Genomic DNA, 13,366 nt, shown 5'->3' on the forward strand with positions numbered 1-13,366 from the left:
AACTCAGGTGACAACCCATGAATGATTTACAGCTCGACGAATTCAAGACCGACGAAAACGCCGCGATGGTGTTGCTGGTGGATGACCAGGCCATGATCGGCGAGGCCGTTCGGCGTGGGTTGGCGAATGAGGAAAACATCGACTTCCACTTCTGCGCCGATCCTCACCAGGCCATCGCCCAGGCCATCCGCATCAAGCCCACGGTGATCCTCCAGGACCTGGTGATGCCAGGGCTGGATGGCCTGACACTGGTGCGCGAGTACCGTAATCATCCGGCGACCCAGAACATCCCGATCATTGTCCTCTCGACCAAGGAAGACCCGCTGATCAAGAGTGCGGCCTTTGCCGCCGGGGCCAACGACTACCTGGTCAAGCTGCCGGACAACATCGAGCTGGTGGCGCGCATCCGCTATCACTCGCGCTCCTACATGACCCTGTTGCAGCGCGATGCGGCCTACCGTGCGTTGCGGGTCAGCCAGCAGCAATTGCTGGACACCAACCTGGTGCTGCAGCGACTGATGAACTCCGACGGCCTGACCGGGCTGTCCAACCGCCGGCACTTCGACGAATACCTGGAGCTGGAGTGGCGTCGGGCGATGCGTGAGCAGAGCCAGCTGTCGTTGTTGATGATCGACGTCGACTACTTCAAGACCTACAACGATACCTTCGGCCACCTGGAAGGGGATGAAGCCCTGCGCAAGGTGGCCACGGCGATACGCGAGGCCAGCAGCCGGCCTTCCGACCTGCCGGCGCGTTACGGCGGCGAAGAGTTCGTGCTGGTGCTGCCCAATACTTCGCCGGGCGGGGCGCGACTGGTGGCGGAGAAGCTGCGCCAGACCGTGGAAGCCCTGAAAATCCCTCATATCGTGCCGGTGGAGGGCGCCAGCCTGACCATCAGCATCGGTCTTTCCACTGTAACGCCGCAGCCCAACAGCCATTGTCGGCAGTTGATTTCGGCGGCGGACAAAGGGTTGTACCTGGCGAAGAACAACGGTCGCAACCAGGTAGGGATCGAGTAGCGGCTCTGGGGGGGACGGCTCATGGCCTGCGGGTAGCGGGCTGGCCCCGGCTGCCTTTCGGACCCGGGCGCAGATGGATCAGGGCGGTAAAATGGCGCCTGCGCGCGAATCTCAGTGGTTCGGTCACTGAAATTAGATGGCTGATTGGCCGCTAAAGCCGCTAAGCGGGCTGCCGTGATTCGGTGATTCCGTTATAATCTCCGGCTTTCAAAAGTTCGCCAACGAGTGCTGCCCCCCATGGAAATCAACCCGATCCTTAACACCATCAAGGACCTGTCCGAGCGCTCCGAAACTATTCGGGGGTATCTTTGACTACGATCAAAAGCATGAGCGTCTGACCGAGGTCAATCGCGAGCTTGAAGATCCGAGTGTCTGGAACAAACCCGAATACGCCCAGGAACTGGGCCGCGAGCGCGCTGCGCTGGCACAGATCGTCGAGACCCTGGACGAGCTGAACGGCGGTCTGGCCGATTGCCGCGACCTGCTGGACATGGCCGTCGAAGAAAACGACGAAGGTGCAGTGGGCGATGTCGTCGCCGAACTGGCCCGTCTCGAGGAAAACCTCGCCAAACTAGAATTCCGCCGCATGTTCAGCCACGAAATGGACCCGAACAACGCCTACCTGGACATCCAGGCCGGCTCCGGCGGTACCGAGGCTCAGGACTGGGCCAACATCCTGCTGCGCATGTACCTGCGCTGGGCCGACAAGCGCGGTTTCGAAGCGACCATCATGGAGCTGTCGGCCGGTGAAGTGGCCGGAATCAAGGGCGCGACCGTGCACATCAAGGGCGAATACGCCTTCGGCTGGTTGCGCACCGAAATCGGCGTGCACCGCCTGGTGCGCAAGAGCCCGTTCGACTCCGGCAACCGTCGCCACACCTCGTTCTCGGCAGTGTTCGTCTCGCCAGAGATCGATGACAAGGTGGAAATCGAGATCAACCCGGCCGACCTGCGGATCGATACCTATCGTTCCTCCGGTGCTGGTGGTCAGCACGTAAACACCACCGACTCGGCCGTGCGTATTACCCACGTACCGACCAACACCGTGGTCAGTTGCCAGAACGAACGTTCCCAGCACGCCAACAAGGACACCGCCATGAAAATGCTGCGGGCCAAGTTGTACGAGCAGGAAATGCAGAAGCGCAACGCGGCTTCCCAGGCCCTGGAAGACACCAAGTCGGATATCGGCTGGGGTCATCAGATTCGCTCGTACGTGCTCGACGCGTCGCGGATCAAGGACCTGCGCACCAACATCGAACGCAGCGACTGCGACAAGGTGCTCGACGGCGACATCGACGAGTACCTGGAAGCCAGCCTGAAGTCCGGCCTGTAAAACCCTGTAGGAGCCGGGGGGACGACGAGTCCTTGCCCGGCGCCCCCCGGCCGCAGGCCGGGGGCAACGAACCTGATGGAATATCTAAAGACATGAGCGACCAACAACTCGACCCGCAAGCCCTGCAACAGGAAGAAAACTCCCTGATCGCCCTGCGCAAGGAAAAGCTTGCTGCCGAGCGCGCCAAGGGCAATGCCTTCCCGAACGACTTCCGCCGCGAAAACTACTGCGAAGATCTGCAGAAAAAGTACGCCGACAAGACCAAGGAAGAGCTGGCAGAGGCGGCGATCCCGGTCAAGGTTGCTGGTCGCATCATGCTCAACCGTGGCTCGTTCATGGTGATCCAGGACATGACCGGGCGGATCCAGGTCTACGTCAACCGCAAGACCCTGTCCGAAGAAACCCTGGCCGCGGTGAAAACCTGGGACATGGGCGACATCATTGCCGCCGAAGGCACCCTGGCCCGCTCCGGCAAGGGTGACCTGTACGTTGAAATGACCCACGTGCGCCTGCTGACCAAATCGCTGCGTCCGCTGCCGGACAAGCACCACGGCCTGACCGACACCGAGCAGCGCTACCGCCAGCGTTACGTTGACCTGATCGTCAACGAAGACGTGCGCCAGACTTTCCGCGTGCGTTCGCAAGTCATTGCCCACATCCGCAGCTTCCTGATGAAGCGCGACTTCCTTGAAGTCGAAACGCCGATGCTGCAAACCATTCCTGGCGGCGCCGCGGCCAAGCCGTTCGAGACCCACCACAACGCCCTGGACATGGAAATGTTCCTGCGCATCGCGCCCGAGCTGTACCTGAAGCGGCTGGTGGTTGGCGGGTTTGAAAAAGTGTTCGAGATCAACCGCAACTTCCGTAACGAAGGCGTTTCGACTCGTCACAACCCTGAATTCACCATGTTGGAGTTCTACCAGGCCTACGCCGACTACGAAGACAACATGGACCTGACCGAAGAACTGTTCCGTGAACTGGCGCAGCTGGTGCTGGGCAGCACCGACGTGCCTTACGGCGACAAGGTGTTCCACTTCGGCGAGCCGTTCGCCCGTCTCTCGGTGTTCGATTCGATCCTCAAGTACAACCCTGAGCTGACGGCCGATGACCTGAACGACATCGACAAGGCTCGCGCCATCGCCAAGAAGGCCGGCGCCAAGGTGCTGGGTTTCGAAGGTCTGGGCAAGTTGCAGGTGATGATTTTCGAAGAGCTGGTGGAGCACAAGCTGGAACAGCCGCACTTCATCACCCAGTACCCGTTCGAGGTGTCGCCGCTGGCCCGTCGCAACGACGAGAACCCCAACGTCACCGACCGTTTCGAGCTGTTCATCGGCGGCCGCGAGATTGCCAATGCCTACTCCGAGCTCAATGACGCGGAAGATCAGGCCGAGCGCTTCATGGCCCAGGTGGCCGACAAGGACGCCGGTGACGACGAAGCCATGCACTACGACGCCGACTTCGTCCGTGCCCTGGAATACGGCATGCCGCCCACCGCCGGTGAAGGCATCGGTATCGACCGTCTGGTGATGCTGCTGACCAACTCGCCGTCGATTCGCGACGTGATCCTGTTCCCGCACATGCGGCCGCAAGCTTAAGTGTTGTGAATAAAAAGCCGCCTTTAACAGGCGGCTTTTTATTGTCTGGTTGGAACTGACGTACCGCTTCTAATTCTGTGTGATTTTCAAGAGGGAATATCTGTCGTGAACCGCGCAATTGCTCAAGAAGGTGCAGCCGGCATCGCCACTGCGGTGGCTGAAAGTGTTCAGTACCAGGGGCGCAAGGCCAGCCGGCAGGGCAGTGAGCAGCGTAGACAGGACATTCTTGATGCCGCCATGCGCATTGTGGTGCGTGACGGCGTGCGGGCCGTGCGCCATCGCGCGGTGGCCGCCGAAGCCGGTGTGCCCTTGTCGGCCACCACCTATTACTTCAAGGATATCGATGACCTGCTCACCGATACCTTCGCTCAGTATGTGGAACGCAGCGCGGCGTTCATGGGCAAGCTGTGGGCCAACAACGAAGGGTTGCTGCGAGAAATGGTCGCCTACGGTGATGGCAGTCCGGCGTCTCGCTCGCAGCTGGCCGACGACATCGCTCGGCTGACCGCCGACTATGTGCAGCGCCAGTTGAGCACCCGCCGTGAGCACCTGATGGCCGAGCAGGCCTTCCGCCAGGAAGCCTTGCTCAACCCACGCCTGGCGCAGTTGGTGCGCTCGCACCAGCAGATCCTGCTCCACGGCACCTGTCAGTTCTTTCAGGTCTTGGGCTCGCGGGAGCCGCAGCAGGATGCCAAGGTGTTGACGTCTATAATCGGCCGGATGGAGTATCAGGGCCTGCTCAACGGCGCTGAGCCGCTGGCGGAGGAAGAGATGCTCGGTATCCTCACGCGCTACATGCATCTGGTCCTGGCTTCGGTCTGACGCGCCCCACACGGCTGACCGGCTGCGGCCTGTCGGCCGAGGCCCACGCCAGCGGCTACAGTCATTCTGGTGTTCAAAGGAGAGTTGCATGCAAGCCTGGCGCATTCTGATTGCCCCGTCGTTCCCGCTGCTCAGCGGTTGCCAGATGCTCTTCAAGGACCCGCTGCCGGCTGAACAGGCGGCGCCTCCCCAATTGCTGGGCAAGTGACCCCGCGCTACAGACCCATTCAATAGGAGTTTCGGGTGGACGATTACCAGCAGACGATACGCACTTTGTCCGATCGCATAGTGCTGGCCCAGACACCGATCCGGGTGCTGGATGCGGTGAAGTGGGACGAGAACATCCGCAAGGGCTTTCTCAAGGCCAAGGGCAAGGAAATGCCGGCGGTGGACCGCGCCTACTACGAAGGGCGGCCGCTGTCCTTCGACTCTGGCGCGGTGAAACTGGAGTTCCAGAACATTGAGCGCGACATCACCCGCCAGTTGGGCCAGTTCAACCCGGTGGGGCAGATCATGCGCCGCATGTGCAAGGAATACCGCATGGTGGTGCGCATGCTCGAAGCCCGGGGGACCGCTGATTTCGGGCTGATTTCCCAAGAGCTTTATGGCGCCGCGTCCGATGCCTTCCACGCCGGTGATCCGACTCTGGCAGACCTCGGGCTGATGATGTCCGACTACCTGAACAACATCGACGGGCGTGGCGATCTCAAGGACGAACCCAAGATTCTCAGCGCCAAGGAGGCGGTGAGCCTGCTGCAAAGCCGGTTGAACAAAGTGTTCGGCGAGGCCGAGGAAACCATCCGCGTATTCGAGTCCGACGGCATTGTCGCCGACGCGGCGGCGGGTGCCGACTACATCAAGATCCGCAGCGATGCGATGTTCAACAACCGGGACGTGCGGGCGCTGGAAGTCCATGAGGGGTTGGTGCATGTGGGCACCACCCTCAACGGGTTGAACCAGCCCATCTGCACCTTCCTGGCCAAGGGCCCGCCGTCGTCCACGGTGACCCAGGAAGGCCTGGCGATCCTGATGGAGATCATCACCTTCGCCTCCTACCCGAGCCGCCTGCGCAAGCTGACCAACCGCACCCGAGCCATCCACATGGTGGAGGAGGGCGCGGACTTTCTGCAGGTGTTCGAGTTCTTCCGTGAGCAGGGTTTCGAGATGGCCGAGAGCTACGGCAACGCCAGCCGGGTGTTCCGCGGTTCGGTGCCCAACGGGCTGCCGTTTACCAAAGACTTGTCCTATCTCAAGGGCTTCATCATGGTTTACAACTACATTCAGCTGGCTGTGCGCAAGGGCAAGCTGGAACAGATCCCCTTGCTGTTCTGCGGCAAGACCACCCTGGAAGACATGCGCACCTTGCGCCAACTGGTGGATGAAGGCCTGGTGGTGCCACCCAAGTACCTGCCCGACCAGTTCCGCGACATGAATGCGCTGTCGGCGTGGATGTGTTTCTCCAACTTCCTCAACCACCTGAGCCTGGATCGGATCGAGGCGGACTACTCCAATATCCTTTGAATTTTTCCGGGGGCGCACATGGACGTATTCATAGATACACGGGGTGGCCGATGATGCGTTTGTTGGCCGCACTGACGTTGCTGCTGTGCCTCACCGGCTGCAGCTCGTTGCTGTTCTATCCCGAGCCCGGGCTGCCCTTTACCCCCGAACGGGCCAAGCTCGAATACCGTGACATTACCCTGACCAGCGCCGATGGCCTCAAGCTGCACGGCTGGTGGCTGCCGGCCAAACCGGGGGTGGCCGTCAAGGGCACGGTGCTGCACCTGCACGGCAACGGCGGCAACCTGGCCTGGCACCTGGGGGGCAGTTGGTGGCTGCCGGAGCAGGGCTATCAGGTGTTGCTGCTGGACTACCGCGGCTATGGCTTGTCCGAAGGTGCGCCGAGCCTGCCGGCGATCTACCAGGACGTCGATGCCGCGTTCAAGTGGTTGGACCAGGCCCCGGAGGTTCAAGGCAAACCCTTGATCGTCCTTGGACAAAGCCTTGGCGGCGCCCTGGCCATTCATTATCTGGTGGAGCACCCCGAGCGTCAGGCCCAACTCAAGGCCATCGTCCTCGACGGCGTGCCGGCCAGCTACCGTGATGTCGGGCGTTATGCCCTGAGCACGTCCTGGCTGACCTGGCCGTTGCAGGTGCCTTTGTCGTGGCTGGTGCCAGACGCCGACAGCGCGGTTCACCTGCTGCCGCGCCTGACCGGCGTGCCGAAACTCATTTACCACAGCATCGACGATCCGATCGTGCCCCTTTCCAACGGCATCCGCGTGTATCAAGCTGCGCCGCCACCGCGGGTCCTGCAACTGACCCGCGGCGGCCATGTGCAAACCTTTGCCGATCCGACCTGGCGCCGCGTGATGCTGCGCTACCTCGATGATCCGCAGCATTTCGACGGGTTGCGCCGCCTGGGGGAAATCCCCAACTACCCGGCGACGCCGAATTCAGCAGTTGAACCTCCAGAGAGTCCGCAATGAGTGAAGAACGTAACGCCATTCCAATGATCATCACCGGTATCTGCAGCATCATCGGCACCGTGGCCTGCCTGTGGTACTACGGTTACCTGCACTTCGCCAAACCGGAGGACGCGCTGCTACTCAGCGATTTCACCATGCTCAAGACCGTGCCCGGCGAGGACTACAAGATCTCCCTGCAACCGGCCGATGAAGTGGCCCAGTGCATCGATGGCGTGCTGGTGTTGTTCGACACCCAGCAGAAGGGCTTGACCGGGGTGCTGGTGAACAAGAAGAAGCAGGCCGTGCGCTGCATGGGGCAAGAGACGCCGCAACTGCAGCAGTGATCGATTTGCCGGCCAGCCGGTTCCCGTCTGGATAACCGCATAAAAAACGCCGCCGACCTGAAGAGGTCGGCGGCGTTTGGTTTTACCTGCCTATATAAGCAGGGCGCTCCATCAGTTGCGGCTGATGGCCGAGCGTGGCGCTACCGGCTGGTTGTCGTTGGAAATGGTCACTTCCACACGACGGTTCATGGCACGACCGGAAACGCTGCCGTTATCGGCCACCGGATACTCCTTGCCGTAACCCTGGCTGACGATCCGCGCCGGATCGACGCCCATGCGGATCAGGGCCATCTGCACCGAGCCGGCACGGCGCTCGGACAGGGACTGGTTGTAGGAGTCGCTACCGGTGCTGTCGGTGTAGCCTTCGACGATCACCTTGCGGTCCGGGTTCTCCTGGAGGAATTGCGACAACTTGTTGATGTTCACCAGACCATTGGATTTCAAGTCGGACTTGTTGGTGGCGAACAGCACGTCACCGAAAGTCACCAGGGTGCCGCGATCGGTCTGCTTGGCGTTGAGGCTGTCCTGCAGTTGCTTGATCTGCGCGTTACGGGCATCGAGGATGGCGCGGGCGCGCTGGTCGCCGGCGTCCTTGAGCTTGGCTTCGGCGGTGCGCAGGGCAATGGTTTCCTTGGCCACTTCAACCCGCTGGTTGGTCAGGTAGGCCAGTTGGTCGACTTTCTTCTCGTCTTCCTTGTTCAGGTAGGCCTTGTCGGCCTTGTCCATCCAATCGGCGGCATCCTTGGTTTCCAGGGCCGCGATTTTGCTCGCCTGCGGGTTGGCTTGCAGGCCGGAGAAGTTGGTCCGGGCGTTTTCCAGGTTGGCGTTAGGCGGGGTGGAGCAGGCCGCCAGGGCTACGCTCATGGCCAACAGGGCAGGGATCATCAGTTGTTTGCGCATAATGGTTCGTCCTTTCAATCAAATACGAGTACGTGGGAATCGGCGGCGGCTTACTGCACGCTGCGCATACCTTCCTGACGCAGTTCCTGAACGCCTTTCTGCGAATCTTTCAGCGCCTGTTCGGCCTTGGCGGCCTGGGCCTTGCGTTCGGCGACACGGGCATCCCACTCGGCTTGTTCAGCCAGGCGACGGGCTTCGTCGTACTTCTTGTCGTGCATGGCAATCTCGGCTTGCTTGAGCTTGTCCTGGGCCGATTTCATTTCCACGGCGGCGAATTCGGTGCCGCCTGCGCTCACTGCGCTGTTGACCGCAGATTGCGTGACCGCGTACTGCTCGGAAGGCGGGTTACCGGCACAACCGGCCAGTACCATGCTGCTACCGAGGGCCAGCGCGGCCAGTTTCAGCCCGCGCAGAGAGGTGAACGAGGATTTGGCAGTGCTGATCTTCATGGTCTTCAACTCCATTGGGTAACTCCTGAAAAACATCAATATCCATCCCGGTCCTGGCGCCGTGACGCTGAGTGACGGGCGCTGATGGCAAAATTTGAAACGGCCGTTCCAGTGATGGCTAATGGGTGTGACCCGAGGCTTTTTTGAATAGTTCAGAGAAAGATGGCGATTGGCCGGAAAAAAATCTGACGCCTTGGTCAGGGCTCTAAATCGGGAACTTTTGCTGTGCGCAGGGGTATCCCCGGCCCTTTTCAGGACCGGGAGCGATGGTTTTCTCAAGGGAAACGAGAGACGGTGGACTCAGTGTTTGGGCTTGTCGGCCTGGCTTGAGATCAACTGCAGATGTTGACGTGACAGGGCCAGAAAGCGTGGGGTGGGGCCGACATCTTCGTACAGCGGATCACCTTCCTCGTCGGTGGCCACTACGTGCTGACCCTGGATGTAGGGGAAGCTGGCTTCCAGCTCTTCCAGGGCGGCGCCGATCAGTTCGCCGAGCAGTTCCTCGGTCTGGCGTTTGGGGTACATCTCGGAGAGTGCGGCCAGGCGCGCGGCGGCTTCCACATCCAGGTGAATCCGGTAGCCGGTCTTGGTCAGGCGACCCTTGGCGTTTTCTTCCCAGTGTTGCGCAAGTTCACGGATTTTCATGATGACCTCAATGAACACCTGCTTGTGGCAAGTTGGGTTGAGTGACCGGCACGGGCCGGTGCGTGGCCCTTGTGCGGTCTACTGTTGAGACTAGCTCCATCGCCGAAGGTTGGGCGCCGGTTTGCCACGTGCTTGCTAAGGGATGCCTGCAAGCGGCACTCTTGAGCCTTCCGTGCCGCCTTGAGTCTGCTGGAGAACACCTCGATGACCGATATTGATGCGCGCTTGCGCGAAGACGTTCACCTCTTGGGAGAACTGTTGGGCAATACCATCCGTGATCAGTACGGGGAGGCTTTCCTCGACAAGATCGAGCAGATTCGCAAGGGCGCCAAGGCCGATCGACGGGGCTCGCCCGGGGTCGAATTGAGTGCCAGCCTCGACCAGTTGAGCGAGGACGAACTGCTTCCGGTGGCCAGGGCCTTCAACCAGTTCCTCAACCTGGCGAACATCGCCGAGCAGTATCAGTTGATCCACCGCCGCGACGAGTCGCAGCCGGCGCCGTTCGAGGCCCGGGTACTACCGGAGCTGCTGGCTCGGCTGCGGGCTGCTGGGCATTCTGCCGATGCTCTGGCCCGGCAGTTGGGGCGCCTGGAGATCGAGCTGGTGCTCACTGCTCACCCCACCGAAGTGGCGCGCCGCACCCTGATTCAGAAATACGATGCCATAGCCGGGCAACTGGCGGCCCAGGACCATCGCGATCTCACCAGCGCCGAGCGCGGGCAGATCCAGGAACGCCTGCAGCGCTTGATTGCCGAAGCCTGGCACACCGAGGAAATCCGCCGTACTCGGCCGACGCCGGTGGATGAGGCCAAATGGGGTTTCGCGGTGATCGAGCACTCCTTGTGGCAGGCCATTCCCAACTACCTGCGCAAGGCCGACAAGGCGTTGTTCGAGGCTACCGGGCTGCACCTGCCGTTGGAATCGGCACCGATCCGCTTCGCTTCGTGGATGGGCGGCGACCGTGACGGCAACCCCAATGTCACCGCCAGCGTGACCCGGGAGGTACTGTTGCTGGCGCGCTGGATGGCTGCCGACCTGTACCTGCGGGACGTCGATCACCTGGCCGCCGAACTGTCCATGCAGCAGGCCAACGCGGCCTTGCTGGCCAGGGCCGGGGACAGTGCCGAGCCGTATCGGGCGCTGCTCAAGCAATTGCGCGAGCGTCTGCGGGCCACCCGTAACTGGGCGCACGCGGCGCTTGGCGCTCCGGTGCCGGCGGGTGCCGAGGTATTGCAGAACAACCGTGACCTGCTGGAGCCGCTGCAGCTGTGCTACCAGTCGCTGCATGAATGCGGGATGGGGGTGATCGCCGATGGCCCATTGCTCGATTGCTTGCGGCGGGCGGTGACGTTCGGCCTGTTCCTGGTGCGTCTCGATGTGCGTCAGGACTCCAGTCGGCACACCTCGGCCATGACCGAAATCACCGACTATCTGGGCCTGGGCCGCTATGAGGACTGGAGCGAGGAAGATCGCATCAGCTTCCTGATGCGCGAGCTGAGCAGTCGCCGTCCCTTGCTGCCGGGTTATTTCAAACCCTCGGCTGACACGGCGGAGGTGCTCGCTACCTGTCGCGAGATCGCCGTCGCCCCGGCGGCTTCCTTGGGTTCCTACGTGATTTCCATGGCGGGCGCGGCCTCCGATGTACTGGCGGTGCAGTTGCTGCTCAAGGAGTCTGGGGTGCTGCGGCCGATGCGTGTGGTGCCGTTGTTCGAAACCCTGGCGGACCTGGATAACGCCGGGCCGGTGATGGAAAAACTGCTGCACATGCCGGGCTATCGCTCACGCCTGCAAGGGCCTCAGGAAGTGATGATCGGTTATTCCGACTCGGCCAAGGATGCCGGGACCACCGCTGCAGCCTGGGCGCAATATCGGGCTCAGGAACGGCTGGTGGATATCTGCCGTGAGCAACAGGTGGAACTGCTGTTGTTCCATGGCCGCGGCGGTACTGTGGGGCGCGGCGGCGGTCCGGCCCACGCGGCGATTCTGTCGCAGCCTCCGGGTTCGGTGGCGGGGCGCTTCCGCACCACCGAGCAGGGGGAAATGATCCGTTTCAAATTCGGCCTGCCGGACATCGCCGAGCAGAACCTCAACCTCTATCTGGCTGCGGTACTGGAAGCCACCTTGCTGCCGCCGCCGCCTCCGGAGCCAGCCTGGCGTCACCTGATGGACGAGCTGGCCAGCGACGGGGTCCAGGCCTATCGCGCGGTGGTGCGGGACAACCCGCAGTTTGTCGAGTACTTCCGCCAGTCCACCCCGGAGCAGGAGCTGGGGCGCCTGCCCCTGGGCAGTCGGCCGGCCAAGCGCCGTGCCGGTGGCATTGAAAGCCTGCGGGCTATCCCATGGATCTTCGGCTGGACTCAGACGCGCCTGATGCTGCCGGCGTGGCTCGGCTGGGAAGCGGCCTTGAGCAAGGCGCTGGCCCGAGGCGAGGGTGAGTTGCTGGGGCAGATGCGTGAGCAATGGCCGTTTTTCCGCACTCGCATCGACATGCTGGAGATGGTCCTGGCCAAGGCCGATGCCGACATTGCCCGTTCCTATGACGAGCGTCTGGTTGAGGCGGAACTGCTGCCATTGGGTGCGCATTTACGCGACCTATTGTCGCAGGCCTGCGCGGTGGTCCTGGGCCTGACCGGGCAGTCGCAACTGCTGGCCCACAGCCCCGACACCCTGGAGTTCATCCGCCTGCGCAATACCTACCTCGACCCGCTGCATCTGTTGCAGGCGGAGTTGCTGGCGCGCTCGCGCAAACAGGAGGCGCCGCAAGGAAGCCCCCTGGAACAGGCGCTGCTGGTCTCCGTAGCGGGTATCGCCGCCGGTTTGCGCAATACCGGCTGAGGTTGCAGAGGGCTGTCGGCCTGCTTTGGCACGGCCCTGATCGGGACAATCCCAAGGTGTCGCTCAGATTCATCTGGCGACACTTTGTTATGGGGTTGCGACTTGTTCTACCGTGCCGATGGGGCACAAAAGGGCCGGGTTCCTCCGACTTTCGACTGCTTGTGTGCGCTGTGTCGGCTGTGTATCTTGATCAGCCTTTGGCCGTTTGGGCGGCCACTATCCTATTTTTGAGATTGGCCCCACGAGGCGAATCCGAGCGTTTCTAAATAAAAAATTGAGGAGCACATCGATGCGCGTAATTCTGCTGGGAGCTCCCGGGGCCGGTAAAGGTACTCAGGCAAAGTTCATCACCGAAAAGTTCGGCATTCCACAGATCTCCACCGGCGACATGTTGCGTGCTGCGGTCAAGGCCGGCACCGAGCTGGGCCTGAAGGCCAAGAGCGTGATGGACAGCGGTGGCTTGGTGTCCGATGACCTGATCATCAACCTGGTCAAGGAACGCATCAGCCAGGCCGACTGCGTTAATGGCTTCCTGTTCGACGGCTTCCCGCGCACCATTCCTCAGGCCGAAGCGCTGGTCAAAGCCGGTGTTGAGCTGGACAACGTAGTAGAAATCGCTGTTGACGACGAAGAGATCGTCCAGCGTATTGCCGGCCGCCGGGTGCACGAAGCTTCGGGCCGGGTCTACCACACCGTTTACAACCCGCCGAAGATTGCCGGCAAGGACGACATCACCGGTGAAGACCTGGTGCAGCGCAAGGACGACACCGAAGAAACCGTGCGTCATCGCCTGTCGGTCTATCACTCCCAGACCAAGCCGCTGGTGGAGTTCTACCAGCAACTGGCCGCGGCTCAAGGCAAACCGAAGTACAGCCATATCCCTGGCGTGGGTTCGGTGGAAGTGATCACCGCCAAGGTGCTCGAAGCCCTGAGCTGAGTTGCCTGATCGTTTGATC

Annotated in this window: 12 protein-coding genes; 9 read left to right on the forward strand and 3 right to left on the reverse strand. The window is 61.6% G+C overall.

Annotated features, from left to right (window positions below; translation table 11 throughout):
- Positions 1–17 precede the first annotated feature (17 nt).
- The 7 genes from KHO49_RS06700 (at position 18) to KHO49_RS06730 (ending at position 7,581) form a co-directional block, all read left to right on the forward strand.
- Entirely contained in the window at positions 18–1,019 is a 1,002-nt protein-coding gene (locus KHO49_RS06700) for a response regulator (RefSeq protein WP_102861333.1), read from the forward strand.
- 237 nt (positions 1,020–1,256) lie between these two features.
- A protein-coding gene (gene prfB, locus KHO49_RS06705) for a peptide chain release factor 2 (protein ID WP_102861334.1) occupies positions 1,257–2,352 on the forward strand; the annotation gives its coding sequence in 2 pieces (ribosomal slippage) (positions 1,257–1,328 and positions 1,330–2,352; 1,095 coding nt in all).
- A gap of 92 nt (positions 2,353–2,444) precedes the next feature.
- Positions 2,445–3,947 carry a lysine--tRNA ligase gene (gene lysS, locus KHO49_RS06710; RefSeq protein ID WP_102861335.1) on the forward strand — a complete coding sequence of 501 codons (1,503 nt, stop codon included), beginning with the start codon at positions 2,445–2,447 and terminating at the stop codon, positions 3,945–3,947.
- A 105-nt stretch (positions 3,948–4,052) separates the two neighbouring features.
- Entirely contained in the window at positions 4,053–4,769 is a 717-nt protein-coding gene (locus tag KHO49_RS06715) for a TetR/AcrR family transcriptional regulator (RefSeq protein ID WP_102878526.1), read from the forward strand.
- A 243-nt stretch (positions 4,770–5,012) separates the two neighbouring features.
- Complete coding sequence (locus KHO49_RS06720; protein WP_102878527.1) at positions 5,013–6,290, forward strand: flavohemoglobin expression-modulating QEGLA motif protein; 1,278 nt, start codon at positions 5,013–5,015, stop codon at positions 6,288–6,290.
- A 53-nt stretch (positions 6,291–6,343) separates the two neighbouring features.
- Positions 6,344–7,258, forward strand: a complete 915-nt coding sequence (locus tag KHO49_RS06725; RefSeq protein ID WP_110596509.1) for an alpha/beta hydrolase — start codon at positions 6,344–6,346, stop codon at positions 7,256–7,258.
- Positions 7,255–7,581 carry a PA3694 family proteiin gene (locus KHO49_RS06730; protein WP_102878528.1) on the forward strand — a complete coding sequence of 109 codons (327 nt, stop codon included), beginning with the start codon at positions 7,255–7,257 and terminating at the stop codon, positions 7,579–7,581. Before KHO49_RS06725 ends, KHO49_RS06730 begins: the two co-directional genes overlap by 4 nt.
- Before the next feature lie 111 nt (positions 7,582–7,692).
- Here KHO49_RS06730 and lptF read toward each other — a convergent pair whose 3' ends face one another.
- From lptF to KHO49_RS06745, 3 genes are all read right to left on the reverse strand, one after another.
- Positions 7,693–8,481, reverse strand: a complete 789-nt coding sequence (lptF, locus tag KHO49_RS06735) for a lipotoxin F family OmpA-related lipoprotein LptF (protein ID WP_110596467.1) — start codon at positions 8,479–8,481, stop codon at positions 7,693–7,695.
- Between the two features lie 50 nt (positions 8,482–8,531).
- Entirely contained in the window at positions 8,532–8,945 is a 414-nt protein-coding gene (locus tag KHO49_RS06740; RefSeq protein ID WP_016967758.1) for a DUF4398 domain-containing protein, read from the reverse strand.
- 285 nt (positions 8,946–9,230) lie between these two features.
- Positions 9,231–9,575, reverse strand: a complete 345-nt coding sequence (locus KHO49_RS06745; RefSeq protein WP_102878530.1) for a pilin assembly protein — start codon at positions 9,573–9,575, stop codon at positions 9,231–9,233.
- 204 nt (positions 9,576–9,779) lie between these two features.
- Here KHO49_RS06745 and ppc point away from each other — a divergent pair, with 204 nt between their 5' ends.
- The gene (gene ppc / locus KHO49_RS06750) at positions 9,780–12,410 is read left to right on the forward strand and encodes a phosphoenolpyruvate carboxylase (protein WP_102861339.1); all 2,631 of its coding nucleotides are present in this window, start codon (positions 9,780–9,782) and stop codon (positions 12,408–12,410) included.
- 289 nt (positions 12,411–12,699) lie between these two features.
- The gene (gene adk, locus KHO49_RS06755; RefSeq protein WP_102861340.1) at positions 12,700–13,347 is read left to right on the forward strand and encodes an adenylate kinase; all 648 of its coding nucleotides are present in this window, start codon (positions 12,700–12,702) and stop codon (positions 13,345–13,347) included.
- Positions 13,348–13,366 lie beyond the last annotated feature (19 nt).

Source organism: Pseudomonas sp. RC4D1 (assembly GCF_018390395.1).
GTDB classification, from domain to species: domain Bacteria; phylum Pseudomonadota; class Gammaproteobacteria; order Pseudomonadales; family Pseudomonadaceae; genus Aquipseudomonas; species Aquipseudomonas danubii.

Bases quoted from the DNA above. Each gene is read 5' to 3' on its own strand.
- KHO49_RS06745 (WP_102878530.1), bottom strand. From the start codon at position 9,575: ATGAAAATCCGTGAACTTGCGCAACACTGGGAAGAAAACGCCAAGGGT.
- adk (WP_102861340.1), top strand. From the start codon at position 12,700: ATGCGCGTAATTCTGCTGGGAGCTCCCGGGGCCGGTAAAGGTACTCAG.
- KHO49_RS06700 (WP_102861333.1), top strand. From the start codon at position 18: ATGAATGATTTACAGCTCGACGAATTCAAGACCGACGAAAACGCCGCG.
- KHO49_RS06740 (WP_016967758.1), bottom strand. From the start codon at position 8,945: ATGGAGTTGAAGACCATGAAGATCAGCACTGCCAAATCCTCGTTCACC.
- KHO49_RS06725 (WP_110596509.1), top strand. From the start codon at position 6,344: ATGCGTTTGTTGGCCGCACTGACGTTGCTGCTGTGCCTCACCGGCTGC.
- KHO49_RS06730 (WP_102878528.1), top strand. From the start codon at position 7,255: ATGAGTGAAGAACGTAACGCCATTCCAATGATCATCACCGGTATCTGC.
- ppc (WP_102861339.1), top strand. From the start codon at position 9,780: ATGACCGATATTGATGCGCGCTTGCGCGAAGACGTTCACCTCTTGGGA.
- lysS (WP_102861335.1), top strand. From the start codon at position 2,445: ATGAGCGACCAACAACTCGACCCGCAAGCCCTGCAACAGGAAGAAAAC.
- lptF (WP_110596467.1), bottom strand. From the start codon at position 8,481: ATGCGCAAACAACTGATGATCCCTGCCCTGTTGGCCATGAGCGTAGCC.